The sequence below is a fragment of the Nocardioides sp. CPCC 205120 genome (assembly GCF_048654585.1).
GTDB lineage: Bacteria > Actinomycetota > Actinomycetes > Propionibacteriales > Nocardioidaceae > Nocardioides.
This window is the reverse complement of the sequence record NZ_JBMCYY010000002.1, coordinates 637,178-662,835: the sequence shown is the minus strand read 5'-3', so window position 1 is coordinate 662,835 and position 25,658 is coordinate 637,178. Positions and strand designations below refer to the sequence as shown.

Below are 25,658 nucleotides of genomic sequence, written 5' to 3'. Positions count from 1 at the left end.
GACCCCGGGTGGTGGATCCACCCAGACCGCGGGCATGAGCCCGGCGGCCCGGCTGGGCCTGGTGAAGGGCATGACGATCCAGGAGCTCGGCTGGGACGAGGACTGCGACGACGCCCTCCGAGCCGCGATCGAGGAGGAGATCGACGCCGACCTGGTCGAGGAGGCGGACGGCGCCGTGGTCGACGCCGTGCTCCTGTGGTGGCGCGCGGACGACGGCGACCTCGTCGACGGGCTCGTCGACGCGCTGACCGACCTCGTGGGCGGCGGCGCGATCTGGCTGCTCACCCCCAAGGTGGGACGTCCCGGCAGCGTGGACCCCGCCGACATCGCCGAGGCCGCTCCCGTGGCCGGCCTGGCGCAGACGACCACCGCCCCGGTCAGCAAGGACTGGTCGGCCACGCGGCTCGTCGCCCCGAAGTCGCAGGGCTGAGCGGCGGGCCTGCCGGCCCGGATCCGTAACAGCGCGTGACACTTCCTGTTCAAGACCGCTCCCCGAGACGTAGGGTCGCCCTACCCTCTCGAGGAAAGGTCGGTCATGAGCGCACTCAGGACGAAGGCGTCCGACGCGGGCACCAGCCTGCGGGTCCTGGTCAGGTCGGGCATCGTCCGCCCGTACTCCCCGAAGGTGCTGGCCGGTCTGGTCGGCACGCTGCGCGCGTGGGGCACCGCGCCGGCGGGCGGCTTCCGCACCCTCGCGCTGCGCGCCCCCGACCAGCCCGGCGTCGTCGACGAGCGGGGCGTGCTCACCTGGGGTGAGCTGCACCGCCGTACCAACGCGCTGGCCGCGGCCCTGCGCGAGCAGGGGATCCGCGAGGGTGACGGCGTCGCCCTCATGTGCCGCAACCACCGGGGCTTCGTCGAGGCCTCGATCGCGGTCAGCAAGCTCGGGGCCGACGTCCTCTACCTCAACACCGCGTTCGCCGGCCCGCAGCTCGCGGACGTCGTGGAGCGCGAGCAGCCCCGCGTGCTCGTCCACGACGAGGAGTTCACCGACCTGCTGGCCGGCGTCGACGTCGAGCTGCGGGTGCTGGCCTGGGTCGACGACGAGCCGACGGGCCCCGACGCCCCGCCCACCATCGACGGGCTCGTCGAGGCGGCGACCGCGGCCGGCGGCGACGCCGACCTCAGCCCGCCGGGGCGCGAGGGACGCACGATCATCCTGACGTCGGGCACGACGGGCACGCCGAAGGGTGCGCCGCGGCCCCAGGGTGGCGTGCCGGCCGCCGTCTCCCTGCTCTCCCGCATGCCGCTGCGGGCCGGGTGGCGCTGCTACGTCGCCGCGCCGCTCTTCCACACCTGGGGCTTCGCGCACTACCAGCTGGCGATGCTGCTCGGCACCACGCTCGTGCTGCGCCGCCGCTTCGACCCGGCCGAGGCGCTGGCGCTGCTCGAGGAGGAGCGCTGCACGTCCTTCGTCGTCATCCCCGTGATGCTGCAGCGCATCCTCGCGCTGCCCGCCGAGGAGCTGGACCGCCACCGCCTGCGCGACCTGCAGGTCGTCGCCTCGTCGGGGTCGGCCCTGCCCGGCGACCTCGCCCTGGAGTGGATGGACCGCTTCGGCGACAACCTCTACAGCACGTACGGCTCGACGGAGGTCGCCTGGGCGAGCATCGCCGACCCGACCGACCTGCGGGAGGCCCCCGGCTCGGCGGGCCGGCTGCCGCACGCGACCGTCATCCGCATCCTCGACGAGCAGGGCCGACCGGTGCCCGACGGCGAGCCCGGGCGCATCTTCGTCGGCAACGACCTGCAGATCGAGGGCTACACGGGTGGCGGCGCCAAGGAGGTCGTGGACGGCCTCATGTCGACGGGCGACGTCGGCCGGTTCGGTCCGGACGGCCGGCTGTACGTCGAGGGTCGCGACGACGAGATGATCGTCTCCGGCGGCGAGAACGTCTTCCCCCGCGAGGTCGAGGACTGCCTGGTGCGGCACGAGGCCGTCAGCGAGGTGGCGGCCGTCGGCGTGCCCGACGACGACTTCGGCAAGCGGCTGCGCGCGTTCGTCGTGCTGACCGCGGACGGGTCGGTCGACGAGGAGGGGCTGAAGGACTGGGTGCGCGCCAACCTCGCCCGCTACAAGGTGCCGCGCGAGATCGTGTTCCTCGACGAGCTGCCGCGCAACGCCACCGGCAAGGTGCTGAAGCGGGAGCTCGACGCGGGCTGAGCGGTGCCGCGAGCGGTGTCGCGGGTGGCGTCGGAGGAGGGTGCGAGGATGGAGGGCATGCCCGACCTGCAGCTCGACCTCCCGACCGGACCCGGCGCCGGCGCGGCCGGCCCGGGGATCCCGGTCGGCGCGCAGGCACCCGACTTCACGCTGCGCGACCAGTTCGGCCAGAGCGTCACCCTGTCGTCGTTCCGCGACCGCAAGGCCGTCGCGGTCGTCTTCATCCCGTTCGCGTTCTCCGGGGTGTGCACCGGCGAGCTGGGGGGGCTGCAGGCCCGCATCGCCGACTTCCTCACCTTCGACACCGAGGCCCTGGTCGTCTCGTGCGACCCCGTCTACGCGCTGCGGGCGTTCGCGGACCGCGACGGGCTGAACCTGCCGCTGCTCTCGGACTTCTGGCCCCACGGCGCGGTGGCGTCGGCGTACGGCGTGCTCGACGAGGCCCGCGGTTGCCCGCGGCGCTCGTCGTACGTCGTGGGACCCGACGGCGTCGTGCGGTGGGCGGTGCACAACGAGCGCTCGCAGGGGCGCGACCTCGACGCCCACCTCGCTGCGCTCCGCGCCGCGGTCTGACGGGCCGGGTCGGCCCGCGCGGGCCGGACCGGTCTGGACCGGTGGTCGGAATGTGAGACGGATCTGGCGTTCCCTGGAAGTTCAACGATCAACCGTTGCATGATCGTCCTGTCGCGCCGCTGGTGACCCGAGACTCCAGCGGCGCGACATTCATTTTCCCGCCTCCGGCCCGGTCGGTGAGTCCCTCCCGGCTGTCGTAGGCTGTGCGCCGCCCGAGGGCGAATAGCTCAGCTGGTCAGAGCGTCCGGTTTACACCCGGAAGGTCGGGGGTTCGAGCCCCTCTTCGCCCACCCGTAGGTTTGACGTCCAAGCCCGCGATGTCAGCGCCAACCTCCAGGTCCGCTTCATCCAGCTCGTCGACATCGTCGACGGCCGGCTCTCCCCCGGACGGGCTGCTCATCCCACTCGCCGAACCCGTCCGCCCGGCCGCCTGGCCGCCTGGCCGCCTGGCTCGACCATCGCGCGGCGACAGGGCCGCGCACGCTGAACCCCTACCTGTTCGTGAGGAACTACGCCGCCCCGCGGCTCAGCGCGCCCGTCCACCAGTTCCCCGGGTGGAAAGCCGGCATCTCGGCGCAGGCGCTACGCACCGAGCGCATCATCCAGGAGTGCACGCCAGCGGAAGCGACATCCGCCGCATCGGCGACCTCTTCGACATCGACATCGACTCGGCCGCCCGCTGTGCGAAGGCGTTCGACCGGATCGATTTGCCCCACCAACGAGAATGCGTAAGTGGTAACTTACCTTTCATGTCTGCCGTGATGATCGATCCCTGGTACGCGCTGGCTGACCCGACCCGGCGCCGGGTGTTCAGCCGGGTTGCAGGTGGTCCGTGCTCAGTGACGGAGATCGCTCGGGAGCTGCCGGTGAGCCGTCCAGCGGTGTCCCAGCACCTGCGGGTCCTCTTGGACGCCGGGCTGGTGGACGTCCGCCGCCAAGGACGTGAACGTCTCTATCGGCCTCGGCATGACGGTCTGGCCGGGCTTCGGCGGGAGCTGGAGTCCTATTGGGCCCAGACGCTCGCGACGTTCAAGACCCTCGCCGAACAGACCTATCAGACGGACGCCACAGCACAGGAAGGAACCCCGTCGCGATGAGCGCCTCACCCGAAGAACTCACCAGCATCCACGCTACGGTGATCGTCGACGCCCCCGTCGAGCACGCGTTCCGTGTCTTCACCGAACGCTTTGACGACATCAAGCCCCACGAGCACAACCTGCTCTCGGTCCCCATCGACCGCACCGTCATGGAGCCTCGGACCGGCGGCACTGTCTATGACATCGGCACCGACGGCAGCACCTGCACCTGGGCGAGAGTGCTCGCCTACGAGCCCCCGCACCGGCTCGTGCTCAGTTGGGACATCAGCCCGCAGTGGGAGATCGAGCCGGACCCGACCCGGACGAGCGAAGTCGAGATCCGCTTCACCCCCGAATCCACGAAGCGCACCCGCATCGAGCTCGAGCACCGACACCTGGACCGGCACGGCGCCGGATGGGAAGGCTTCACCAACCTGGAGACCAGGAATGGCTGGCCGCTCTACCTCGAACGCTTCCGTGCTGCGGTCGAGCACTCAACGTCGGCCCCGTGAGCCCGCGGCGAGAGGAGGGCACCACCGATGGAACCGATCAACGTGAACCAGCAGCACGCCGCCGCGCTGCGAGCGGCCGCTATCGGGGACGGCGCGGAAACCGACGCGACACTGCGGGACTCCGTGCTGGAAAGGGCCGCCGGAGGCGCCCCGGTCGCGGAGCCCTACGACACCCTCGCGCGACAGATCGGGGAAGCGGCCTACCGGGTCACCGACGCGCACGTCGCGGCCGTCCGCGAAGCGGCAGGCAGCGACAAGGCCGCGTTCGAAGTCATCATGTCCGCATGCGTCGGGGCAGGACTGGTCCGCTGGGACGCGGCCGCTCGGGTGATCGAGGAGGCCATCGATGCGGCTTCCTGAAGTCGAGCGTGGCGACAGCCTGCGCTCCCGCACCCTGATCCGGATCATCTCCACCGTCTCAGGCATCCGTCTGCCCGACGCCGCCCGGGTCGCGTTCTACCACAAGAACTACATCGGCCCCACGCTCGCCGCATGGGCTCAAACCGTGATGCGCGGCCCGAGCGAATGGAGCATCGGGGAACGCGAGCTGATGGCCGCAATGGTCGCCCGCTGGAACTCCTGCGCATTCTGCATCGGCGCCCACCGCGCCATCGCCGTCCGCGGAATCGACTCGGAGACGGTCGACACGTGCCTGACCGACTACCGATCAGCACCCATCCCCGAACGGCTGCGCGCCACTCTCGCCTTCTTGGAGGCCATGACCCTCCACCCGGACGAACTGAACACCGTCCACGCACAAGCGGCGTTCGACGCTGGCGCGTCCCAGGCCCAGCTCGTCGACGCTGCTGCCGTGGCGACGGTGTTCAACATCATCACCCGATACGCCGACGCTCTCGACTTCACAGTTCCCACCGAGCAGGAGTTCGACAAAGCAGCCGGGATGATGCTCAAGCGCGGCTACAGCTGACCACCGGAGCCGAGTGCGAGTCGAGGGCAATGAGTGAGTTCCGCGAACTCGCACACTCAACCGTATTAGCACTGGCCCCGAACCGGTGAGTTCCCACCGTTTCAAGGCTCACCATCCGTGAACTCCAGGCAATGAGAGGTCATACGGCCGGTGGTGTCGAGATCGCCTGACGAGCGGGTCATCAGCACCGAGATGCGTGCTGTTCTCCTCAACCCGGGATAGGTCGGGCGACACCATTGGCGGGCTCGGGTCGAACCGCTCGGTGGAGGGCCCGTCGAACAGTCCCTGGATGTCGCCAGCCACGAGTCGCTGTAGCGCGCGTGGCCGACAAGCCAGCCGTCCTCCGCGAGGCGTCCGTCCTCGTCGTCCTCGGGATGGGGGGCGGGGATGCGGTTGGCGACCATCGGGAGGATCGGCACCTCCGCCGACCGCACCGCGTCTTGGAGGGCGAGGTCGATCGCGGTGTGCTTCAACGGCGTCAGCGCCCGGTCCAGCACCGTCTCTGCCAGGGCCCCGATGAGGCCCCGGCGGCGGGAGGCGACCTGCATCACCCACTCCGCGTCCGACACCGTGGAGGGCCGGTGGCCCTTCGAGGGGGTTGAGGCGGTGGCGGAGGCCGCGGCCGAGGATGATCGCCCGCCCGCCCGCCCGCCCGCCCGCCCGCCCGCCCGCCCGCCCGCCCGCCCGCCCGCCCGGCAACGAGCGCGTGTAATGGGACTCCGCCAGGCTCGACTTGCCGGAGCCAACGACGCCGGCGAGCGCGACGTTCGGGCGGTGATGATCCCGCGCCGGTAGAGCTGCTGCGGGTCATTGACGAACGACCCACCCGAGTAGAGATCCTGGCCGACCGAGATTTCCTCCGGCCCGAGCCCGCCCTTCAGTCAGGAACGGGTACTGCCCGGCAACGTCGCGCTCGTGTCCTGGTGCTTGAGGAGCCGGGACCGGCCGCCGAGGTCCGCTCCTCCTCGCGACGCTGGTGCGTCGTCGGATCGGACCGCTACCGTCGGCGACATGCCTGCAGCACGACCGACACGGACGGTGGCGCAGAAGATGGGCGTCGCCCCGGGCTCCCGCGCCCACCTCTGCGGCGCCCCCGCCACGGCGACGGCCGCGATGGACCTGCCGGACCTCGACCTGCCGGAGCAGCTCGGCGGGGAGTTCGACTACCTGCACCTGTTCACCACCCGGCAGCACGAGATGCGGGCCGCCTTCCCCGACCTGCGCGACCACCTCCGACCCGGCGGCATGCTCTGGGTCTCGTGGCCCAAGGGCGGCCGGCTCGGGACGGACCTGACGATCAAGTCGGTCATCGCGATCGGGTACGAGCTGGGCATGGTCGAGAGCACCTGCCTGCGGATCGACGACGTGTGGGCGGGCCTGAAGTTCACGCACCCCAAGCCGGGCAAGGTCTACGCCAACAGCTACGGCACGCTGCCTGAGGCTGCGCCCTGAGCCGGCCGGCGCGGCAGGCGGTGGCGGCGTCGCGCCCGTCCCGGCGACGGTGAGAGGGCTCTCACGCAGCCCTCACCGTGGTTTCACGGCGCGGCGGGAGGGTCGTCCCCATCACCCCACCGGGCCCACGGGCCCGTCGAGAAGAGGACACCCCATGCTGCTCAAGATCGTGCTCCCCGGCCTCGTCGCCCTGCTCGGCCTCTGCGGCGCGGCCCTGCTCGCCCTCCCCGGGTCGGGCGGCCCGCAGCCCGAGGCCGTCACCATCACCTCCGTCGGCGACGACGAGACCGACGACGCCCGGGCCACCGCCCCCACGAGCGCGCCGACCTCGGCGGCTCCCTCGGCCGCGCCGTCCGCGGCGCCCTCCGCGGCCCCCTCGGCCGCACCGTCGGCCCCCGCCCCCGCCCCCGCCACACCGCGCCGTGACCGTGACCGTGACGACGACGGGGACGACGACGGCCGGGACGACGACCGGGACGACGACCGGGACGACCGCTCGTCGGCGCCCGCGCCGCGGTCGACCCCCGCCCCTGCGCCCCGACCGGCGGCGCCGGCCCCCGACCGGGACGACGACGACGACCGCTACGACGACGACCGAGACGACCGCGGTGACGACGACGGCGACGACCGGGACGACCGGGACGACCGGGACGACGACGCAGATGACCGCGGTGGCGACGACGACGGCGACGACGACTGACGCCGCACCCCGCCGTACGGACCCCCCCGGGCGACAGCGCCCCCGCGACCACCGGTCGCGGGGGCGCCGTCGTACCCGGTGTTCGCGACCGGTGGTCGTGCCCGGTCGGTCGCGCCTGGTCGGTCAGGAGTCGCGCCCGGGCCCGTCAGGAGTTGAAGCGGTAGCCCATCCCGCGGACGGTGCCGATGGTGTGCGCGCCGAACTTGCGGCGCAGGTACCCGACGTACACGTCGACGACGTTGGAGGACGGGTCGAAGTCGAGCCCCCAGACCTTGTCGAGCAGCTGCTCGCGGGACAGGACCTGCCCGGGGTTGCGCAGGAACATCTCGGCGAGGGTGAACTCGCGGGCCGACAGCTCGAGGGTGCGGCCGGCGACGGTGGCGCGGCGAGTGCGCAGGTCGAGCCGCACACCGCCGACGTCGAGCACCGTCGCGGCGGCCTCGCCGCCGCCGGCGGGCACCTGCCGCAGGCGGGCGCGGATGCGGGCCTGGAGCTCGGCGAAGCGGAACGGCTTCGGCATGTAGTCGTCGGCGCCCCCGTCGAGCGCGGAGACGGTGTCCGCGGCCGAGTCGCGGGCGGTCAGCACGATGACGGGCATGCGCGACCCCTGCGAGCGCAGCTGGTCGAGCACCTCGAACCCGTCCATGCGCGGCAACCCGATGTCGAGCACCATCAGGTCGTGGCCGCCGCCCAGCGCCTCGTCGAGGCCGTCGACGCCGTCGCCGACGACCGTCACGGTGTGCCCGTCGGCCTTCAGGCCCTTCGCGACGAACGACGCGATGCGCTGCTCGTCCTCGACGATCAGGATGCTGGCCACCCTGGTCCTCCTCCGGTGCGTGGGATGCGTGCGGTGCCTGTCGGTGTGCGGGTGGTGCGGGTGGTGCGGGGGCCGCGGGTCGGTACGGCGGCCCGCGGGGGAGCGGGCGGCCTCATCCCGACTCCGGGAGGGTGACGACGAACCGGGCGCCCGGTGGGTCGGCCTGCTCGACGGCGACCGTCCCGCCGTGGGCCTGCACGATCGCGGCGACGATGGACAGGCCCAGGCCGAACCCCTCGTCGCCGTCGGGGACACGGCTGCGGCCGAAGCGCTCGAACACGAGGTCGCGGTCGGCCTCGGGCACGCCCGGCCCGGTGTCGCGCACCCACAGGCGCACGGTGCCGGGGGAGGGCACGTCGTACCCCACGGCCACCTCGTCGCCCGGCCGCGTGTGCTTGACGGCGTTGTCGCACAGCTGCAGCAGGGCCTGGGTGAGCCGCTGGGGGTCGGCCTCGACGACGGCGCCGGCGGATCCCGCGGCCGGGTCCGGGACGTCGAGGGTCCAGGTGCGGTCGCCGAGCGCGCGCGCCTTCGCGAGCACGTCGAGGGCGAGGTCGCCGAGGTCGGTGGGCGCGGTGCGCAGGAAGTCGGGCCGGTCGCTCTTGGCCAGCAGCAGCAGGTCCCCGACGAGGCGGGCCATGCGGTCGACCTCGTCCAGCACGAGGTCGCGGGTCTGGGCCGCGTCGGGGCTGTCGGTCTCGAGCAGCTCGAGGTGGCCGCGCACGATCGTCAGCGGCGTCTTGAGCTCGTGGCCGGCGTCGTCGAGGAAGCGGCGCTGCGCCGCGAAGGCGTTCTCGAGCCGGGCGAGCATGCCGTTGACGGTGCGGGTCAGGGCCGTGATGTCGTCGTTGCCCGTCTCGGGGACGCGCCGCGACAGGTCGGTCTCGCCGATCTCCTCGGCGTTGCGGCGCAGCACGCGCAGCGGGCGCAGGAGGCGTCCCGACTGCCACGCAGCGGCGCCGACCACGAGGAGCAGCGCGATGCTCGCGACGATCGCGTAGGTGCGCACCGTCTCCGCCAGCTGCTGCTCGGCGACGTCGGTGAACGTGACGACCACGAGGGCACCGCCCTCGACGACGCCCGCGGCGTCCGTCGCGGTCGCGGGCTGCACCGTCAGGAACAGCGGCTCGCCCGCCACCTCGACCGTGGTGGAGCCGCCCGAGGCCACGAGGGGGCGTACGGTGTCGCTGAACGCCTCCGCCTCCGTCACCGCCGCGTCGCGACCCTCACCGGTGCCGGGACGCACCTGGAGCCGGTCGTCCCACCACCCGACGAGCAGCTCGTCGTCGGTCGGCACGTTGCTCTCGACGTACCCCCACAGGAGGTCGGCGATCCCGGTGCGGCGCTCGCCGGTGGCGGGGTCCGGCTGGCTGAAGGGACCCGGGGCGGCGGCGAACTGCCGGAACTCGGCGAGCTCCTGCTCGATCGCCGCGACCCGCTCGGTGTCGATGCGCCGGTCCTCGATGAGGAAGAAGCTGAGCCCGGCGCCGGCCAGGGCGAGCGCGACGAGCACCGCCACCGTCGTCGTGATGCGCAGGCGCACGGACGCGCCGGTGCGCGACGCGGGGGTGCGCGACGCGGGGGTGCGGGGCGTGCTCAGTCGTCGTCCCCGTCGTCGTCCCCGTCGTCGTCCCCGTCGTCGTCCCCGTCGTCGTCCCCGTCGTCGTCCCCGTCGTCGTCCCCGTCGTCGTCCCCGTCGTCGTCCCCGTCGTCCGCGTCGCGGGGCCCGTCGTCGTCCCCGTCGTCGTCGGGCGGGACGGGCACGGCGGTCGGGTGCACGGTGCGGGGGCCGGTCGGCCGGGGCGCGGGCGGCGCCGGTGGTGCGGGTGGCGCGGCGGTCGGTGCGGGGGCCGGTGCGGGGGCCGGTGCGGTCGGAGCGGTGGTGGGGGAGGCGGTGCCGGTGCCCACCGGCTCGCCGGGGGTCGCGGTGCCCGAGGGGCTCACGACCCCGCCGACCTCGGGGTCGGCGACCTCGCCCGCGAGGGCGTGGATGCCGACGCCGCCGACGACGAGACCGACGACGACGCCGAGGAGGACCTTGAGGACGCTGGACATGTCGGGGTCGATCCTGCCCCACCGACGGCCCGCGGCCCAGGTTCATGAGAGGGCTCTCACGACCCGCCGCCGCGGCGCCGACCGCACCCGCCCTAGAGTGACGGGCGTCACGTGCCCGACCGCCGGGTCGGGCCCCGGAGCCACAGGGAGTGCCATGTTCGTGCCGCTGAGCGTCCGCGACTTCATCGACCGGGCCCGCGCCGTCTACCCCGACCGGGTGGGCGTCGTCGACGAGCCCGACCAGCCCGCGCCGTCGCTCGGCTCCGTCACCTACGCCCGGCTCGACGACCTCGCGCGGCGCCAGGCCGCGCACCTCGACGCCCTGGGTGTCGGGGTGGGCGACCGCGTCGCCGTCGTCTCCCACAACAGCGCCCGCCTGCTCGGCTCGTTCTTCGGCGTCGCGGGTCACGGCCGGGTGCTCGTGCCCGTCAACTTCCGCCTGCGGCCCGACGAGGTGCGCTACATCGTCGAGCACTCCGGCGCCCGGGTCCTCTACGTGGACCCCGAGCTCGACGAGGCCCTGGCCGACGTCGGGTGCGAGCACCGCTACGTGCTCGGCCGCGACGAGCACCTCTACGCCCCCGAGGGCGCGGAGCCGGAGCCGTGGGAGCCGGACGAGAACGCCACGGCCTGCATCAACTACACGTCGGGCACCACCGCGCGCCCCAAGGGCGTGCAGATCACCCACCGCAACATCTGGGTCAACGCGACGACCTTCGCCCTGCACGCGGGGCTGAGCGACCGCGACGTCTACCTGCACACGCTGCCGATGTTCCACGCCAACGGCTGGGGCATGCCGTTCGCGACCACGGGCCTCGGGATCCCGCAGGTCGTGCTGCGCAAGGTGGACGGTGCGGAGATCCTGCGCCGCGTCGCGGAGCACGGCGTGACCTTCCTGTGCGCCGCGCCGGCGGTCGTGGCCGCCGTGCTCGAGGCCGCGCAGACGTGGGAGGGCGAGGTGCCCGGGCGCGACCGGGTGCGCATCATCGTCGCCGGCGCGCCGCCGCCCACCCGCACCGTCGCCCGCGTCGAGGAGGAGCTGGGCTGGGAGTTCATCCAGATCTACGGCCTCACCGAGACCTCCCCGCTGCTCACCGTGAACCGCACGCGCGCGGAGTGGGACGACCTGGGCGCCGAGGAGCGTGCCTCCCGGCTCGTGCGCGCCGGGGCACCGGCCCTCGGCGTGCGGCTGCGGGTCGACGAGCACGGCGAGGTGCTGGCGCAGGGCAACCAGGTGCTCGAGGGCTACTGGGAGCAGCCCGCCGAGACGGAGAAGGCCCTGGCCGGGGGCTGGTTCCACACCGGCGACGGCGGCGTCATCGGGGACGACGGCTACCTGACCATCAGCGACCGCAAGAAGGACGTCATCATCACCGGCGGCGAGAACGTGTCGTCGATCGAGGTCGAGGACGTCCTGTTCTCGCACCCCGACGTCGAGGAGGTCGCCGTGATCGGGGTGCCCAGCGAGAAGTGGGGCGAGACGATCAAGGCGCTGGTCGTGCTGGCGCCCGGCTCGAGCGCGGACGAGGCCGAGCTGATCAGGTGGTGCAAGGAGCGGTTGGCGGGCTACAAGGCGCCCACGTCGGTGGAGGTGCGCGACGAGCTGGCCCGCACGGCGACGGGCAAGCTGCAGAAGTTCAAGCTGCGCGCGCCGTACTGGGAGGGGCGGGAACGCCAGGTCAACTGACCCCCGGGCAGGGCCGCTACGGTACGAGCCATGACGTCGCTGGACGAGCTGGTCTCCACCCTCCACTCCTGGTACCCGCCGGCGACGGCGGAGGACTGGGACGCCGTCGGACTCGTGTACGGCGATCCCGCCCAGCAGGTGCGCAAGGTCATGCTGGCCGTCGACGTGGACGAGGCGGTCGCGGCCGAGGCGGTCGAGTGGGGTGCGGACCTCCTGATCGTGCACCACCCGCTCTTCCTCACCCCGGTGCACGGCTTCGCCGCCACCACGCCGAAGGGCCGCACGCTGAGCCGCCTCGCCGCGGCCGGGTGCGCGCTGCTGGTGGCGCACACCAACGCCGACCAGGCGGTCGGCGGGGTGTCGGAGGCGCTGGCGCTCGCCCTCGGACTCAGCGAGCTGGAGCCGATCCTCCCCGGCCGCGCCGACCCCTACGACAAGATCACCGTCACGGTCCCGACCGACGCCGCCGCCCCCGTGCGGGCCGCCATCGCCGAGGCGGGCGCCGGGGCCATCGGCCACTACGACCACTGCACGTTCTCCGTCCCGGGCCAGGGGCGGTTCCGCCCCCTGGAGGGCTCGAACCCGACCATCGGCACCACCGGCGACATCGCGGTCGTCGAGGAGGAGCGGGTCGAGGCGGTGCTCCCCAGGCGGCTGCGCCGCCAGGTGGTCGCCGCGCTGCTGGCCGCCCACCCGTACGAGGAGCCGGCGTACGACGTCGTGGAGCTCGCCGACCCGCACGCGCTGGTCAGCGGCACCGGTCGCGTGGGCGTCGTCGAGCGCACGACCCTCGGCGCCTTCGCCCAGGTCGTCGCCGACGCCCTGCCGGCCACCGAGGGCGGCGTGCGCGTCGCCGGCGACCCCGCGCGGTCGGTGCGGCGCATCGCGGTCTGCGGCGGCGCGGGCGACTTCCTGCTCGACCGGCTCGCCGGCTCCGACGTCGACGTCTACGTCACGAGCGACCTGCGCCACCACCGGGCCGCCGAGTTCGTCGCGGCGGGCGGGCCGGCCCTCGTCGACGTCTCCCACTGGGCGGCCGAGTGGACCTGGCTGCCCGTGGTCCGGCGGCGCGTGCAGGACGCGTTCGGCGATAAGGTGGACGTCCGCGTCAGCGAGCTGCGCACCGATCCGTGGCAGTTCCGCACCGTGTCCACGGACCCCGCTGACCGCACCGAGAGGAGCGAGTGATCAAAGCCGATCCGTTCGCGCAGCTGAAGCTGCTCGACGTCCAGGAGGTCGACTCCCGCATCGACGTGCTGCGCCACCAGCGCCGCTCGCTGCCGGGCCTCGCCGAGCTCGCCGATCTCACCGCCCGCCGTCGGGTGGTGGACGACGAGGCGCGGGACGCCCGCATCGCGGTCGACGACCTCGCGCTGGAGCAGCGCAAGGCCGACGCGGACGTCGAGCAGGTCAAGGCCCGCCGCGCCCGCGACCAGCAGCGGATGGACGCCGGCCTCGTCACCAACCCCCGCGACCTCGAGCGCATGCAGGCGGAGCTCGTCTCGCTGGAGCGGCGCATCGCGTCGCTCGAGGACACCGAGATCGAGATCATGGAGCGCCTCGAGGAGGCGCAGGGCCGGCTCGACGCGGCCACCGCGCAGCTCGCCGAGATCGACGAGCGCGGCCGGGCGCTGCAGGCGGACGTCGCCGCGCAGCAGCAGGCCATCGACGAGGAGCTCGCCGCCGCCACCGCGGCCCGCGGCCCCCTCGTCGCCGACCTGCCCGCCGACCTCCTGGCCCTCTACGACCGGTTGCGCGAGCAGAAGGGCGGCGTCGGTGCGGCGCTCCTGCGTCGCCGCGAGTGCGGCGGCTGCCGCCTCACCCTCGACAACGCCGAGCTCGCCGTCATCCGGAACGCCGGCGTCGAGACCGTCGTGCGGTGCGAGGAGTGCTCGCGGATCCTCGTCCGAACGGGCGAGTCGGGTCTGTGAGCGACGCCCCGACGTACCGCGAGGTCGTCGTGGAGGCGGACGGCGGGTCGCGCGGCAACCCGGGCCCCGCGGCGTACGGCGCGGTGCTGCGGGACGCGACGACCGGTGAGGTCATCGCGCACGACGGCGCGACGCTGGGGCGGGCCACGAACAACGTGGCGGAGTACTCGGGTCTCATCGCCGGGCTGCGGCTGGTGCGCGAGTTCGCGCCCGAGGCGTCCGTCGAGGTGCGGATGGACTCGAAGCTGGTCGTCGAGCAGATGGCCGGCAACTGGCGCATCAAGCACCCCGACATGAAGCCGCTCGCGCTCGAGGCGAGCAGGCTGGCCCCGCCCGGCACCCGGTGGACGTGGGTGCCGCGCGCCGAGAACGCCTACGCCGACCGCCTGGCCAACGAGGCCCTCGACGGCACCCGCTCCGGTGTCGAGCACCTGGCCGGGGACCCCCTGCAGCGGCAGGTGGACGCGGGCGCCCAGGAGGCCAGGGACGGCGCCCCCGTCGCCACCGCGTCCGCACCGGGCCCGGCGCCCGCGCGCGGCTGGTCGCCGGGCGGCACGACCACGACGCTCGTGCTCGTGCGCCACGGCGTCACCGCGCACACGCAGCGCAAGAGCTTCTCCGGCGGGCTCGCCTCGGCGAACCCCCCGCTGACCGACGAGGGCCGGGCGCAGGTCCGGGCGACCGCCGACTGGCTCGCCCCGCTCGCGGAACGGGTCACCGCCGTCGTCACCTCCCCGGTACGGCGCGCCCGCGAGTCCGCGGAGATCGTGGCGGAGCGCCTTGACGCCGGTCCGCTGCGCGAGGAGCCCGGGTTCGCGGAGATGGAGTTCGGCGCCTGGGACGGGTCGACGTTCGGCGAGGTCGCGGAGCGCGACCGGGCCGGGCTGGACGCCTGGCTCGGCTCGCTCGACGCCCGGCCGGGCGGCACGGGGGAGTCGTTCCGCACCGTGGAGCGCCGCGTGCTCGACGGCCTGCGGCGCGTGCTCGCCGAGCACGCCGGCGGAACCATCGTCGTCGTGGCGCACGTGACGCCCATCAAGGTGCTCGTCGCCCACGCCCTCGGCGCCCCGCTCGAGGCGGTGTTCCGCATGGAGCTGGCCCCGGCGTCGGTCACCGTCGTCAGCCACTTCGCCGGCGACGACGGCGCGGAGCCGATGGCGAGCCTGCGGCTGTTCAACGGCGTGGCGGGCACGGGTCCGTTCGGCGCCTGACCCGGACGTCATGCGGAACCGAGGCCAGGGGCCTCGATCCGCATGACGTCCGGGGGGATGGCGTCAGAGCGACCGGACGACCACGTCGAGGCGCGTGCCGCGGGGGCCCGACTCCTGCTCCTCGACGTTCCACCCCAGGTCGCGCAGCTGCTCGGCGAAGCGGGCCGGGGTGCGCGGGTCGCCGCCGTCGGTGAGCACGGAGCGCACGATGCGCCCCTTCGTGGCCTTGTTGAAGTGGCTCACCACCTTGCGCTCGCCCTCGTGCTCGTGGAGCACGCGGACCGTGGCGGTACGGGCGGCGACGTCGCCCTCGGGGCGCCAGAACGCGGCGTACGTGCTCGAGCGCAGGTCGACGAGCAGGCCCCGGCCGACCTCGGCCTCCACGACCTGGCCCAGGTGCTCGCGCCACACGCCGGCCACCGGGCCGACCCCGGGCAGCGACACGTCGCCCCCGAGCCGGTACGACGGGATGCGGTCGCCGAGGCGCACCAGCCCGAGCAGCGACGACGTGACGAGCACCCGGCGCAGCCGGCGCCGGGCGCCCGCGTCGAGCGTGGGCGCGTCGAGGGCCTCGAAGAGCACGCCCGTGTAGACGAGTTCCGCCCGGGCCGTCGGCGCCGAGCGGATCGCGGCGTCGTGGGGCACGAGGTCGGCCAGCGTCGCGCCGAGGCCGAGCACCTCCGCGGCGTGCCGCTCGTTGCCGGAGCACAGGTCGACCAGCGCGTCGATCACCTGCTCCCGGGCCGGGGTGAGCGACGGGAACGACAACGTGGCCAGGTCGAGCGGCTTGCCACGCGCCGGCGCGGCCTTGCCCTCGCTGGGCGGCAGCAGGATCAGCATCCGTCGAGCCTAGGCGTCGTCCCCGCGCCCGTCGCGCCGGCCGTGGCCCCGGCTGTCACCGGAGCCGCCACTGGAGCCGTCACCGGGACGAGCGGGCCCGTCGGAGCACGCGGACGGCGACGACGCCGGCCACCGCCATCGGCCCCACGACGATGAGGGGGTCGATCCACTGGTGGCGCACGTCGACGCGACCGGCGCGGGACGAGACGGGCCCGCGGCCCGCCTCACCCTTGATGCCGGTCTCGGCCACGAGGCGGTCGGGGCGCCCGCGCAACGCCGAGGTCACCCTGCTCTCGACGACGTCGACCCGGTCGGCCGCGATGAGCAGCAGCCAGTGCGCGGCCCGGGCCTCGCTGAAGCGCTGGTAGGACAGTCGGCGGACGACGCCGGAGAGGCCCTTGAGGGGCTGGCCCGTGCCGAACACGGGCGTCACGAAGGCGTGCTCGACGGAGCGCTCCCGCGGCCGCAGCTCCGGCTGGCGCTCGGGGAACTCCCACCGGGCCCCGGTGGCGCCCGGGTCGAACCGCATCTTCGGCACGGCCGGGCGGTCCGCCGGGTCGAGGTCGGCGCCCCAGCCGGGGATGCGGGCCCGCAGCTCGTCGCTGCTCTCCGCGAGCGGTGGCTTGTGGGGCGTGTAGGTGTAGCGGGTCCCGAGCTCCGCACGCTCGTCGGAGGTCAGGTCGGCGGGGTCGCGCCTCTCGGTCATGTCGAGCTCCTTCCTCACGCCGCGGACGGGACGACGAGCGGCTTGACGACGCCGTCCAGCTTGGCGGAGAAGACGTGGTAGCCCTCGGCGATCTCGTCGAGGGGGAAGCGGTGGGTGACGATGTCGCTCGGGCGCAGGTGGCCGTTGCGGATGTGCTCCAGCAGCCGCGGCCACTGGCGCTTCACCGGGCACTGGTTCGCGTTGATCGTCAGGCCCTTGTTCATGGCGTCGCCGAACTTCACGGCGCTGAAGATGGGGCCGTAGGCGCCCATGACGGAGATGGTGCCGCCCTTGCGCACGCCGTCGATCGCCCAGTTCAGCGCGATCGGCGACCCGCCCTGCATCTTCAGCTTGGCGGCGGTCACGTGCTGGAGGAGGTTGCCGTCGGCCTCGGCGCCGACCGCGTCGATGGCGACGTCGGCCCCGAGGTGGCCCGTCGTGCGCTTGAGGTGCACCACGATGTCGCGGTGGTGGGTGAAGTTGACCGTCTCCGCGTGCGCGAACGTGCGGGCCATCTCCAGGCGGTAGTCGAGGTGGTCGATGACGATCACCCGCCCCGCCCCCATGAGCCAGGCCGACTTCGCGGCGAACAGGCCCACGGGCCCGGCGCCGAACACGACGACGGTGTCGCCCTCGACGATGTCGCCCAGCTGTGCGCCGAAGTAACCGGTGGGCAGGGCGTCGGTGAGCAGCACGGCGTCCTCGTCGCTCATCCAGTCCGGGATGAGGGAGGGCCCCACGTCCGCGAACGGCACGCGGACGTACTCGGCCTGCCCGCCGTCGTACCCGCCCGTCGTGTGCGAGTAGCCGTAGATGCCGCCGACCGCCGTGGCGTTCGGGTTCACGTTGTGGCAGTTGGAGTACAGGCCGCGAGCGCAGAAGAAGCAGGAGCCGCAGAACACGTTGAACGGCACCATCACCCGGTCGCCGACCTGCAGCGACTGCACCGACGGGCCGACCTCGTCGACGACGCCGACGAACTCGTGACCGAAGGTGTGGCCGACGCGGGTGTCCGGCATGAGGCCGTGGTAGAGGTGCAGGTCGGAGCCGCAGATGGCCGCGGTGGTGACCCGCACGATCGCGTCGTTCGGGTGCTCGATCGCGGGGCGGTCCTTCTCCTCCACCCGGATGCGGTACGGGCCGCGGTACGTCATCGCCTTCAAGGCTTGCCTCCGTGGGTCTCGGGGTGGGTCTCGGGGTGGGTCTCGGGGTGGGAGCGGGCGCTCCGGACTGGTACCCACGCCCGTCGCCGACAACGGCCCCGCGGCGGCGTACGGGGCGGGCGGGCGGCCACGGCGCGGACCTACGATGCCCGGGTGCGCCCGGTGCGGAGGGGTCGGCTGGGCACGGTCGCGTCGGCGGTCGCGGCGACCGTGCTGCTCGCGGCCTGCAGCGGGCCGGGCACCCCGACCGGTGCGCCGCCCGGGCCCCCGCCGGTCCCGGCGCCCCTGCCGGCCGGCCTCACCGCCGTCGTCGACCAGGCGCGGTCCGCGCGGGTCGGGCGCGAGGTGTTCGTGCGGCTGCTCAACGACACCGGCCGGCGGGTGCGGGTCACCCACGCCGAGATCACCTCGCCCCGGTTCGCCCCCGTGACCTGGACGGGGGAGCGGAGCTTCGTGAACGAGGCCGACCTCGCCTTCGCCCTGCCCCCGGCGGGGTGCGGCACCGGCGCCGAGGTCGGGGTGCGGCTGACGTACGACGTGGACGGTGGCGCGCCGCGGGTCTCGACGACCACCGCCCACGACCGGTACGGCGCGTTCGCGCTGCTGCTGGACCGCGACTGCGCCGCGGGGCTGCTGGCCGCCGCGGCCGACGTCTCGGTGGGTCCGCCCCGGGTGGTGGGCACCGGCCGGGGCTCGGTGCTCGAGCTCCCGGTCCGCGTCGCGCCGACGGGCGGCGGCTCGGACCTCGTCCTCGGCGGCTTCGAGCGCACGGTCCTGCTGGCCCATGCATCCGGGTCGGCGGCTGCGGGCGAGGTCGCGGTGCCCCTGGGGGCCGGCGACCCGCCCGTCGACCTGCTGCTGCGCCTCGTCCCCGCCCGCTGCGACCCGCACGCGGTCGCCGAGGACAAGGTGGGGACGCTGTTCGCCACCCGCCTGGCGGGCACCGGGGTGCCGGACGTGGCGCCGTACCTGCCGCTGGACGACACCACCCGCGGTGCGCTGCGGTGCTTCGTCGGCACCCACTGCGGCTGGGGGGCCGACGGGGCGGCGACCCCCTGAGGGGACCGCGCCGCCCTCAGGCGCCTCCGCGCCCTTCCACACCCGTCCGTCCCCCTCCGCGTCGAGGCGGTGGACGCGGCCCCCTGTGGGACACTGTCGGTCAACATTTCCACGTCCCGGGCACCGGCCGCGGGGCGTCGTCGAGTGGAGTCCGATTGAGCCGTGCGCGACGTCCCGACGCCGTGACGACGGGAGCAGAACCGAGTCCCGACGACACGGACGGCGACCTCCGGGCCGGGGGTGGCCGGACGACCCCGTTCGGGTCGCCCGGCGCCCGCGACACCGCCCGTGTCGAGCGCGCCCGCAAGCTGGCGGCGCGCCGCGGTGGCCTGCTCCCGCTCAACCGGCTCGCCGAGCTGGCTGCGCAGCTCCTCGGTGTCGAGTCCGCCCAGGTCTCCGTCGTCGCCGACGAGCAGACCGTGATGGGCGGCGCCGGCGTGGCGTCGCAGACGGTGGGTGTGCGCACCGCCGCGGCGGACTCGTTGTGCACCGTGACGGTGGAGGCGGGCGCCCCGGTGCTCGTCCCCGACACCACGCTCGACCCGCGGGTGCGCGACCTCCCGGCCGTGACCTCCGGCGCCATCGGCTCCTACCTCGGGGTGCCGCTGCGCGCGGGCGACCACGTGGTGGGCGCCCTCTGCGTCTTCGGCCGCGAGCCCCGGGCGTGGTCCGACGACGACGTCGCGCTGCTGCAGCAGCTGACGGGCCCGGCCATGACCGAGCTCGAGCTCGCCGCCCTGGAGACCAGCTACGAGGAAGACCGGGTGCTGTGGCAGCTCGCGGTCGACGCGGCCGGGGTCGGTGCCTTCGACTGGGACCTGGCCACGGGCGCGCTCCGCTGGGACGAGCGGCTCCTGGCCCTCTTCGGCCACGACCGCACGACCTTCGGCGGCACCATCCAGGCGTTCGAGGAGTGCGTGCACCCGGACGACCGCGCCCGCGTCGGTGCCGCCCTGCAGGAGGCGATCGAGACCTGCGGGGAGTACGAGGCGGAGTACCGCGTCGTCCGGCCCGACGGCCGGCTGCGCTGGGTCGCCGCCCGCGGCCACGCCGTGACGGGTGAGGACGGCTCGGCGGTGCGGGTCGTGGGCGCGGCGTACGACACCACCGCGGTGCGCGAGGGGGAGGCCCGTGTGGGCCGGATCCTCGAGGCGATGCCGACGGCTTTCTTCCAGCTCGATCCCGAGTGGCGCTTCACCTACGCCAACCCCGAGGCCCGGCTGCTGCTGGGCGGCATCGGCACCGACGTGGTCGGCCACGACATCTGGGAGCTGTTCCCGGCCGCCCGGGGCACGGAGTTCGAGCGGCACTACCGGGGCTCCGTCGCCTCGGGCGAGCCGTCCTCGTTCGAGGCCTACTACCCGCCGCCGCTCGACGACTGGTACGAGGTGCGCTGCTGGCCCGCGCCCGACGGCCTCTCGGTCTACTTCCTCGGCATCACGGAGCGGCGGCGCGCCCAGGAGCTGCTGGCCCGCCGGGCGCGCCGCGCCGCCCTGCTCGCCGAGGCGACCAAGGCGCTCACCGACACCCTCGACGAGGAGGAGGCGGTCGGGCGGCTCACCAAGCTGCTCGTGCCCGCCCTGGGTGACTGGTGCGTCGTGACCCTGGTCGACGGCACGCTCCCGGACGACCTCCTCTCCGAGCGGTCCTGGCGCCGCCGGCTGCGCGACGTCGGCTGGTGGGCCGACGACCCCGCGCTGCGACCGCTCGTCGAGCGCTACGCGCAGCTGCGCGTGCCGGCGCTGACGGACGAGTCCCTCGTCGTGCAGGCGCTCGTGTCCAGCGCGCCGGTCGTCGTGCCGGAGGGTGCCGCCGACCGCATCGCCTCGATCCTCCAGCCCGGCGAGGCCACCGACATCTGCCGTCGCCTGGCGCCGTCGGCGGCCGTGGTCATCCCGTTGAGGGGACGCGGTCGCGTCGCGGGCCTCATGAGCGTGTTCCGCGGCGAGGGGCGCGAGACGTTCACCGAGGAGGACATCGAGGTCCTCGCCGACGTGGCCGAGCGGGCGGGGCTGGCGCTCGACAACGCGAGCCTGTACGCCGGTCAGCGGGAGCTGGCCGAGGGCCTGCAGCGCAGCCTGCTGACCGCTCCGCCGGAGCCCGACCACCTCGAGGTCGTGGTGCGCTACGAGCCCGCGGCCGAGGCCGCCCAGGTGGGCGGGGACTGGTACGACGCGTTCCTCCAGCCCGACGGCGCGACCACCCTCGTGATCGGCGACGTCATCGGCCACGACACCGCAGCCGCTGCGGCGATGGGCCAGGTGCGCACGCTGCTGCGGGGCATCGCGGTGACGACCGAGGAGGGCCCCGCCGCCGTGCTGCGGCGGGTCGACGCGGCCATGACGACCCTGCAGGTCGACACCATGGCGACCGCCGTGGTCGCCCGGCTCGAGCAGACGCCCCAGGAGCGGGCGGAGGGCGTGACCCGGCTGCGGTGGTCCAACGCCGGCCACCCGCCGCCCGTCGTGGTCGTCCCCACCGAGGACGGCGGCATGACGTCGCGCCTGCTCTGGGCCGACGCGGCCAACCCCATGCTCGGCCTGCTCACCGGCATCCCCGGCGACGAGGAGCCGCGCGACGACTCCGTGGTCGTGCTGCCGCGGGGCTCGACCCTCCTGCTCTACACCGACGGGCTCGTCGAGCGTCGCGGGCACGTCCTGGACGAGGGGCTGGAGCAGCTGCGCGAGGTCCTGACCGACCTCGCGCGCCAGGACCTCCCGCTCCAGGAGCTCAGCGACCAGCTGCTGCACCGCATGCTGCCGGGCTGGACGGAGGACGACGTCGCGATCGTGGCCGTGCGCCTGCATCCGGAGGACCGGCCGCGCCCGCCGACGGCCGGCCGCGGGAAGGTGCCGACCGGTGTCGCCCCGCCGCCGGCGGTCACCCCGCCGGCGGGCGGGGGACCGGCGGCGTCCTCCGGCGGTCCGGCGTAGCCGGAGGGCCGGCTCAGGCCGGCGAGCGGCGGGCCTCCCGCCGTACCGCCGCAGGGCTGCCGGGGGTGGGGAACCAGCGCGCGACCACGGCGCTCTGGCCCAGCGTCCAGGTCGCGTTGCCGACCCAGTAGACGAGCAGCGCCACCGGCACGACGCCCGCCGCGGCGACGAGCCCGAGCGCGGACAGGGCCGGCATCAGGCGCTGCGCGCTCACGACCGCCTCGGGCGCGCCGTCGAGCACCAGGTTGGGCAGCACGAGGAAGCGCTGCGTGACGTACGACAGCACCGCCGCCGTGCCCGCCAGCAGCGCCACGACCGCGACGTGCCCCGGGGCGCCGCCCGCCAGGCCGCGATCGGCGAGCGGCACGCCGGCGATGGTCGCGGCGCCCAACGAGGCGACGAGGCCCGCGTCGAGCGCGCCGACCGACGCGCCGGCGGCGGTGTCGCTGACGAGGTGCAGGAGCGCGACCCACACCGGCAGCTGCACCAGCACGGGCAGGCAGCCCCAGCGCGAGACGCCGTGCTCGGCGCCGACGCGGCGCCGCTCGTCGGCGTACGCCCGCAGGCTCGCGGCGTCGCGCCGCCCGCGGTAGCGCCGCGCCAGCTCGGCGAGGTCCGAACGGGCCCGGGCCGACGCGTGCGCCTGCCGCACCCCGTGCACGACGAGCGGCAGCAGGAGCAGGCGGACGGCCGCGACGACGGCCAGCAGGGCGAGGCACCACGCGAGCGCCCCGTCGGGCGCGGCGCCGAGGTGGGTGAGGGTGGCGTGGGTCGCCGCGACCAGCGCGGCGAGGGCGTGCGTGAGGGGATCGAGGACGGACACAGCGGTGCTCCTGGGTGCTCGTGCGGAAGGGGCCTGAGGGCGCGCGGGAGCGCGTCAGGCCGCTTGCGGAGCGCGGGGCAGGAGCGGGTGGTGCCCGACGTCGGTGACGTGACCGCGGGCGGGAGGGCCGTCGTACGACGACGCGGCGTGCACACGGGCGGGCCGCGGCAGCACGAGCCGCCCGCCGCGCGGGCCGAGGAGCAGCGCGAGCGCGGCGAGGGACAGCGTGACCGCGACCGCCCCGGCCCCGTCCGCGCCCCCGGTGGCCCCGGCGGCCAGCACGGCCGGGAGCAGCAGGGCGAGCACGCCGACCAGCAACGCCACCAGGGGCGTCCGGCCGGCCGGGCTCGTCGGGGTCACGCGCGTCATCCTACGACCGGGGACGAGGGCGGGGACGGGGGCGGCGTCCGGATCAGCCGCCCTCGTGGGCGGCGTGCTCGTCGAGCAGCGCCCGCGCGTGCTCGCCGTCCGCGCCCTCCTGGTCGAGGGCTCCGCGGAAGCTCTCGAGCTTCTGGGCGCCGGCGGGGAACGGGGGCAGCAGCGGGACGTCGGCGTCCACGACCGCCTCGATGACGACGGGCCGGTCGGCCGAGAGCGCCGCCCGCCAGACGTCGTCGACGTCGGCGGGGTCGTCGAGCCGGATGCCCCGCAGCCCGAGCAGGTCGGCCCACCCGGCGTACGGCACGTCCGGCAGCGACTGGCTGGTGTCGAAGCGGGGCTCGCCCTCCATCTCGCGCTGCTCCCAGGTCACCTCGGCGAGGTCGCGGTTGGCGAGCACGAGGAGCACGAAGCGCGGGTCGGCCCAGTCGCGCCAGCGCGAGGCGACCGTGACGAGCTCGGCCAGCCCGGTCATCTGGGTGGCGCCGTCGCCGGCGAGGGCGACGACGGGGCGCCCGGGCTCCTCCAGCTTGGCGGCCAGCCCGTACGGCACCGCCGAGCCCATGCTCGCCAGCGTGGACGAGAGGTGGGCGGGCACGCCGGGCGGCAGGCGCAGGTGGCGGGCGTACCAGTAGGTGACGGACCCGACGTCGACGGCGACCATGGCGTCGGCCGGCAGGTGGTCGGACAGGCGTCGTACGACGAGCTCGGGGTTGAGGGGGCGCGCCTCGATGCGGGCGCGGCGCTCGGCGATGTCGTGCCAGCGCCCGACCTGCGCGACGACCTGCTGCTCCCAGGAGCGGTCGGTGCGCTCGTGCAGCAGGGGGAGCAGGCGCTCGAGCGTGGTGGCGGCGTCGCCGACGAGCCCGACCTCGATCGGGTAGCGGTTGCCGAGGTGGCGCCCGTCGATGTCGACCTGCACCGCGCGGGCCTGGCCGGGCGCGGGGTAGTACTCCGTCCACGGGTCGTTGCTGCCGACGACGAGGAGGGTGTCGCACTCGTCCATCAGCCAGCCCGACGCGGTGGTGCCGAGGTGGCCCATCACCCCCGCGCTGGTGGGCAGCGACTCGTCCCACCACGGCTTGCCGAGCAGGCTGGTCGTCACGCCGGCCCCGAGCCGCTCGGCGACCGCCTGCACCGCGTCGCCGGCGTGCTTCGCGCCCTGGCCGACGAGCAGGGCGACGCGCTCGCCGCCGTTCAGCACCTCGGCGGCGGCGTGCAGGGCGTCGTCACGGGGCACGACGACGGGCGTGCGCCAGGTCGGGGTCGTCGGCACGACGCCGTGGGTGTGGGGGAGGCTCTCCGGCATCTCGGCGGTCTGCACGTCGTGGGGGATGACGACGACGCAGGGGCTGCGGGTCGCCAGCGCGGTGCGGAACGCCCGGTCGATGACCATCGGCGCCGACTCGGGCGACAGGGCCGACTGCACGAACTGGGCCGCGACGTCCTTGAAGAGCGCGGGCAGGTCGATCTCCTGCTGGTACTCCGAGCCCAGCGCGGTGGTCGGCTGCTGGCCGACGATGGCGACGAGCGGCACGTGGTCGAGCTTCGCGTCGTACAGGCCGTTGAGGATGTGGACGGCGCCCGGGCCCTGGGTGCTGAGGACGACGCCGATGCCGTCGGTGTACTTCGCGTGCCCCACGGCCATCAGGGCGGCCTGCTCCTCGTGGCGGGCCTGCACGAAGGCGGGGTCGCCGTCGGCGCGGCGCAGGGCACCCATGACGGGGTTGATGCCGTCGCCGGTGTAGCCGAAGACCCGGTGGACGCCCCAGGCGCGCAGGCGCTCGACGACGAGGTCGGCGACGGTGCGGGTCACGAGCGACCCCCGGACGTCCGGGGCGTGCGGGCGGTGCGGGTGCTGGTGTGGTCCACGTCGGCTGGTACCCAGCCCGACCGGGCGCACGTGCCGCGCGGGCCGTGTGCGCTCAGCCGTCGCGGTGGCCGGTGACGTCGGCGACCACGGCCGGGTCGCGGGCCGCGCGGACGCAGGCCGCGACCAGGCGGGGCAGGTCGCCGGGGGAGACCAGCCGGGCCAGCTCGTCGTCGGCGGCGGGCAGCCCGAGCCGCTCGGCGCCGCGGGCCGCGAGGTCGTCGACGTACGGCGCGAGCCCCGGCCAGACGCCCTGGGCCTCCCGGCAGAAGATCGCGGCGCCGCCCGGGCCGATGCCGGCGAAGCCCTGCAGCGCCCGCTCGACGACGCGGGCGTCGCCGGCGCCGTCCGCGCCGTCGGTGTCGTCCCGAACGTGGTCGCGCAGGCGGCGCAGGTCCCCGTCGTACCGGTCGAGCACGGCGTCCGCCAGCTCGCCGAGCCGGGTGGCGGTGCGCTCGTCGTACCTGCGGTAGCCGGCGCGGCCGAGCACCGCGACGCGCTGGCGGCGCGGGGAGTCCCGCATGCGGGCGGGGGTGGTCCAGCCCGCGTCGGACAGCGCCCGGGCGGCGACGACGGCGGTCGCCGACCGGATGCGGGTCGAGAGCAGCAGGGTCAGCACGAGCAGCCGCCACAGCGGCGCGGGCTCGTCGGCGAGGTGGATGCCGGCGTCCTCGGCGAACGTGGTGCCGTGCCGCTCCAGCAGCGCGCGGACGACGTCGGGGTCGCTCATCCGGCCGAGCGTAGGCCCCGGGCGGTCACGGGCGGCGGTGCCGTCACCCC

At 74.6% G+C, this 25,658-nt stretch carries 26 protein-coding genes and 1 tRNA gene; 16 read left to right on the top strand and 11 right to left on the bottom strand.

Translation table 11 applies throughout. The features are described 5' to 3' along the window. The first annotated feature begins 34 nt into the window (after positions 1 to 34). The 8 genes from ACOACO_RS14145 (at position 35) to ACOACO_RS14110 (ending at position 5,253) form a co-directional block, all read left to right on the top strand. On the top strand, positions 35 to 430 hold the full coding sequence (locus tag ACOACO_RS14145; protein ID WP_420296914.1) for a DUF3052 domain-containing protein: 396 nt from the start codon (positions 35 to 37) through the stop codon (positions 428 to 430). A 105-nt stretch (positions 431 to 535) separates the two neighbouring features. Next, positions 536 to 2,164 carry an AMP-binding protein gene (locus tag ACOACO_RS14140; protein WP_420296913.1) on the top strand — a complete coding sequence of 543 codons (1,629 nt, stop codon included), beginning with the start codon at positions 536 to 538 and terminating at the stop codon, positions 2,162 to 2,164. 57 nt (positions 2,165 to 2,221) lie between these two features. Next, the gene (locus tag ACOACO_RS14135) at positions 2,222 to 2,737 is read left to right on the top strand and encodes a peroxiredoxin (protein ID WP_420296912.1); all 516 of its coding nucleotides are present in this window, start codon (positions 2,222 to 2,224) and stop codon (positions 2,735 to 2,737) included. A 216-nt stretch (positions 2,738 to 2,953) separates the two neighbouring features. Continuing rightward, positions 2,954 to 3,027, top strand: a tRNA-Val gene (locus ACOACO_RS14130). Positions 3,028 to 3,345: 318 nt separating this feature from the next. After that, positions 3,346 to 3,834 carry an ArsR/SmtB family transcription factor gene (locus tag ACOACO_RS14125; protein WP_420296911.1) on the top strand — a complete coding sequence of 163 codons (489 nt, stop codon included), beginning with the start codon at positions 3,346 to 3,348 and terminating at the stop codon, positions 3,832 to 3,834. Further along, entirely contained in the window at positions 3,831 to 4,325 is a 495-nt protein-coding gene (locus ACOACO_RS14120) for an SRPBCC family protein (protein ID WP_420296910.1), read from the top strand. The genes ACOACO_RS14125 and ACOACO_RS14120 overlap by 4 nt, the downstream gene beginning before the upstream one ends. A 27-nt stretch (positions 4,326 to 4,352) precedes the next feature. After that, positions 4,353 to 4,685, top strand: coding sequence for a hypothetical protein (locus tag ACOACO_RS14115; protein ID WP_420296909.1), 333 nt, complete (start codon positions 4,353 to 4,355; stop codon positions 4,683 to 4,685). Next, a complete protein-coding gene (locus ACOACO_RS14110; RefSeq protein WP_420296908.1) occupies positions 4,672 to 5,253 on the top strand; it encodes a carboxymuconolactone decarboxylase family protein in 582 nt (193 codons plus the stop codon). The genes ACOACO_RS14115 and ACOACO_RS14110 overlap by 14 nt, the downstream gene beginning before the upstream one ends. A gap of 101 nt (positions 5,254 to 5,354) precedes the next feature. Here ACOACO_RS14110 and ACOACO_RS14105 read toward each other — a convergent pair whose 3' ends face one another. After that, entirely contained in the window at positions 5,355 to 5,804 is a 450-nt protein-coding gene (locus ACOACO_RS14105; RefSeq protein WP_420296907.1) for a hypothetical protein, read from the bottom strand. A gap of 460 nt (positions 5,805 to 6,264) precedes the next feature. Here ACOACO_RS14105 and ACOACO_RS14100 point away from each other — a divergent pair, with 460 nt between their 5' ends. Both ACOACO_RS14100 and ACOACO_RS14095 read left to right on the top strand, forming a co-directional pair. Further along, entirely contained in the window at positions 6,265 to 6,705 is a 441-nt protein-coding gene (locus tag ACOACO_RS14100; RefSeq protein ID WP_420296906.1) for a class I SAM-dependent methyltransferase, read from the top strand. Positions 6,706 to 6,859: 154 nt separating this feature from the next. Then, the gene (locus ACOACO_RS14095; RefSeq protein ID WP_420296905.1) at positions 6,860 to 7,405 is read left to right on the top strand and encodes a hypothetical protein; all 546 of its coding nucleotides are present in this window, start codon (positions 6,860 to 6,862) and stop codon (positions 7,403 to 7,405) included. A gap of 145 nt (positions 7,406 to 7,550) precedes the next feature. Here ACOACO_RS14095 and ACOACO_RS14090 read toward each other — a convergent pair whose 3' ends face one another. The 3 genes from ACOACO_RS14090 to ACOACO_RS14080 form a co-directional block, all read right to left on the bottom strand. Beyond that, positions 7,551 to 8,222, bottom strand: coding sequence for a response regulator transcription factor (locus tag ACOACO_RS14090; protein ID WP_420296904.1), 672 nt, complete (start codon positions 8,220 to 8,222; stop codon positions 7,551 to 7,553). A gap of 112 nt (positions 8,223 to 8,334) precedes the next feature. Then, positions 8,335 to 9,765 carry a sensor histidine kinase gene (locus ACOACO_RS14085; protein ID WP_420296903.1) on the bottom strand — a complete coding sequence of 477 codons (1,431 nt, stop codon included), beginning with the start codon at positions 9,763 to 9,765 and terminating at the stop codon, positions 8,335 to 8,337. Positions 9,766 to 9,818: 53 nt separating this feature from the next. Then, positions 9,819 to 10,277 carry a hypothetical protein gene (locus tag ACOACO_RS14080; RefSeq protein ID WP_420296902.1) on the bottom strand — a complete coding sequence of 153 codons (459 nt, stop codon included), beginning with the start codon at positions 10,275 to 10,277 and terminating at the stop codon, positions 9,819 to 9,821. A 154-nt stretch (positions 10,278 to 10,431) separates the two neighbouring features. Here ACOACO_RS14080 and ACOACO_RS14075 point away from each other — a divergent pair, with 154 nt between their 5' ends. The 4 genes from ACOACO_RS14075 to ACOACO_RS14060 are packed head-to-tail and all read left to right on the top strand — an operon-like array spanning position 10,432 to position 15,106. Next, a complete protein-coding gene (locus ACOACO_RS14075) occupies positions 10,432 to 11,964 on the top strand; it encodes an AMP-binding protein (RefSeq protein ID WP_420296901.1) in 1,533 nt (510 codons plus the stop codon). A 30-nt stretch (positions 11,965 to 11,994) separates the two neighbouring features. Next, on the top strand, positions 11,995 to 13,152 hold the full coding sequence (locus ACOACO_RS14070; RefSeq protein ID WP_420296900.1) for a Nif3-like dinuclear metal center hexameric protein: 1,158 nt from the start codon (positions 11,995 to 11,997) through the stop codon (positions 13,150 to 13,152). Continuing rightward, complete coding sequence (locus ACOACO_RS14065; protein ID WP_420296899.1) at positions 13,149 to 13,895, top strand: zinc ribbon domain-containing protein; 747 nt, start codon at positions 13,149 to 13,151, stop codon at positions 13,893 to 13,895. The genes ACOACO_RS14070 and ACOACO_RS14065 overlap by 4 nt, the downstream gene beginning before the upstream one ends. After that, positions 13,892 to 15,106: a bifunctional RNase H/acid phosphatase gene (locus ACOACO_RS14060; protein ID WP_420296898.1), complete on the top strand. Its 1,215-nt coding sequence runs from the start codon at positions 13,892 to 13,894 to the stop codon at positions 15,104 to 15,106. The genes ACOACO_RS14065 and ACOACO_RS14060 overlap by 4 nt, the downstream gene beginning before the upstream one ends. Positions 15,107 to 15,169: 63 nt before the next feature. Here the strand turns inward: ACOACO_RS14060 and yaaA are convergent, their stop codons facing one another. From yaaA to ACOACO_RS14045, 3 genes are all read right to left on the bottom strand, one after another. Beyond that, positions 15,170 to 15,946: a peroxide stress protein YaaA gene (yaaA, locus tag ACOACO_RS14055; protein WP_420296897.1), complete on the bottom strand. Its 777-nt coding sequence runs from the start codon at positions 15,944 to 15,946 to the stop codon at positions 15,170 to 15,172. 79 nt (positions 15,947 to 16,025) lie between these two features. Next, positions 16,026 to 16,652, bottom strand: a complete 627-nt coding sequence (locus ACOACO_RS14050) for a hypothetical protein (RefSeq protein WP_420296896.1) — start codon at positions 16,650 to 16,652, stop codon at positions 16,026 to 16,028. 14 nt (positions 16,653 to 16,666) lie between these two features. Beyond that, positions 16,667 to 17,806 carry a zinc-dependent alcohol dehydrogenase gene (locus ACOACO_RS14045; protein ID WP_420296895.1) on the bottom strand — a complete coding sequence of 380 codons (1,140 nt, stop codon included), beginning with the start codon at positions 17,804 to 17,806 and terminating at the stop codon, positions 16,667 to 16,669. Positions 17,807 to 17,968: 162 nt separating this feature from the next. Here ACOACO_RS14045 and ACOACO_RS14040 point away from each other — a divergent pair, with 162 nt between their 5' ends. Continuing rightward, positions 17,969 to 18,874 carry a hypothetical protein gene (locus ACOACO_RS14040; RefSeq protein ID WP_420296894.1) on the top strand — a complete coding sequence of 302 codons (906 nt, stop codon included), beginning with the start codon at positions 17,969 to 17,971 and terminating at the stop codon, positions 18,872 to 18,874. Between the two features lie 182 nt (positions 18,875 to 19,056). Beyond that, positions 19,057 to 21,807, top strand: a complete 2,751-nt coding sequence (locus tag ACOACO_RS14035) for a SpoIIE family protein phosphatase (protein ID WP_420296893.1) — start codon at positions 19,057 to 19,059, stop codon at positions 21,805 to 21,807. Positions 21,808 to 21,820: 13 nt separating this feature from the next. On the opposite strand, the gene ACOACO_RS14030 is transcribed toward ACOACO_RS14035, so the two are convergent. From ACOACO_RS14030 to ACOACO_RS14015, 4 genes are all read right to left on the bottom strand, one after another. Beyond that, positions 21,821 to 22,630: a YidC/Oxa1 family membrane protein insertase gene (locus ACOACO_RS14030; RefSeq protein ID WP_420296892.1), complete on the bottom strand. Its 810-nt coding sequence runs from the start codon at positions 22,628 to 22,630 to the stop codon at positions 21,821 to 21,823. A gap of 54 nt (positions 22,631 to 22,684) precedes the next feature. Beyond that, positions 22,685 to 22,990, bottom strand: a complete 306-nt coding sequence (locus ACOACO_RS14025) for a hypothetical protein (RefSeq protein ID WP_420296891.1) — start codon at positions 22,988 to 22,990, stop codon at positions 22,685 to 22,687. Between the two features lie 52 nt (positions 22,991 to 23,042). Further along, positions 23,043 to 24,824, bottom strand: coding sequence for a thiamine pyrophosphate-requiring protein (locus ACOACO_RS14020; RefSeq protein ID WP_420296890.1), 1,782 nt, complete (start codon positions 24,822 to 24,824; stop codon positions 23,043 to 23,045). Between the two features lie 109 nt (positions 24,825 to 24,933). After that, positions 24,934 to 25,608 (bottom strand): endonuclease, encoded by a 675-nt coding sequence (locus tag ACOACO_RS14015; protein ID WP_420296889.1) that lies wholly within the window; start codon positions 25,606 to 25,608, stop codon positions 24,934 to 24,936. Positions 25,609 to 25,658 lie beyond the last annotated feature (50 nt).

Excerpts from the sequence above, each read along its gene's own strand:
- ACOACO_RS14080 (WP_420296902.1), bottom strand. The coding sequence starts at position 10,277 with ATGTCCAGCGTCCTCAAGGTCCTCCTCGGCGTCGTCGTCGGTCTCGTC.
- ACOACO_RS14050 (WP_420296896.1), bottom strand. The coding sequence starts at position 16,652 with ATGACCGAGAGGCGCGACCCCGCCGACCTGACCTCCGACGAGCGTGCG.
- ACOACO_RS14045 (WP_420296895.1), bottom strand. The coding sequence starts at position 17,806 with ATGACGTACCGCGGCCCGTACCGCATCCGGGTGGAGGAGAAGGACCGC.
- ACOACO_RS14145 (WP_420296914.1), top strand. The coding sequence starts at position 35 with ATGAGCCCGGCGGCCCGGCTGGGCCTGGTGAAGGGCATGACGATCCAG.
- ACOACO_RS14095 (WP_420296905.1), top strand. The coding sequence starts at position 6,860 with ATGCTGCTCAAGATCGTGCTCCCCGGCCTCGTCGCCCTGCTCGGCCTC.
- ACOACO_RS14075 (WP_420296901.1), top strand. The coding sequence starts at position 10,432 with ATGTTCGTGCCGCTGAGCGTCCGCGACTTCATCGACCGGGCCCGCGCC.
- ACOACO_RS14120 (WP_420296910.1), top strand. The coding sequence starts at position 3,831 with ATGAGCGCCTCACCCGAAGAACTCACCAGCATCCACGCTACGGTGATC.
- ACOACO_RS14135 (WP_420296912.1), top strand. The coding sequence starts at position 2,222 with ATGCCCGACCTGCAGCTCGACCTCCCGACCGGACCCGGCGCCGGCGCG.
- ACOACO_RS14110 (WP_420296908.1), top strand. The coding sequence starts at position 4,672 with ATGCGGCTTCCTGAAGTCGAGCGTGGCGACAGCCTGCGCTCCCGCACC.
- ACOACO_RS14115 (WP_420296909.1), top strand. The coding sequence starts at position 4,353 with ATGGAACCGATCAACGTGAACCAGCAGCACGCCGCCGCGCTGCGAGCG.
- ACOACO_RS14140 (WP_420296913.1), top strand. The coding sequence starts at position 536 with ATGAGCGCACTCAGGACGAAGGCGTCCGACGCGGGCACCAGCCTGCGG.
- yaaA (WP_420296897.1), bottom strand. The coding sequence starts at position 15,946 with ATGCTGATCCTGCTGCCGCCCAGCGAGGGCAAGGCCGCGCCGGCGCGT.
- ACOACO_RS14100 (WP_420296906.1), top strand. The coding sequence starts at position 6,265 with ATGCCTGCAGCACGACCGACACGGACGGTGGCGCAGAAGATGGGCGTC.
- ACOACO_RS14015 (WP_420296889.1), bottom strand. The coding sequence starts at position 25,608 with ATGAGCGACCCCGACGTCGTCCGCGCGCTGCTGGAGCGGCACGGCACC.
- ACOACO_RS14070 (WP_420296900.1), top strand. The coding sequence starts at position 11,995 with ATGACGTCGCTGGACGAGCTGGTCTCCACCCTCCACTCCTGGTACCCG.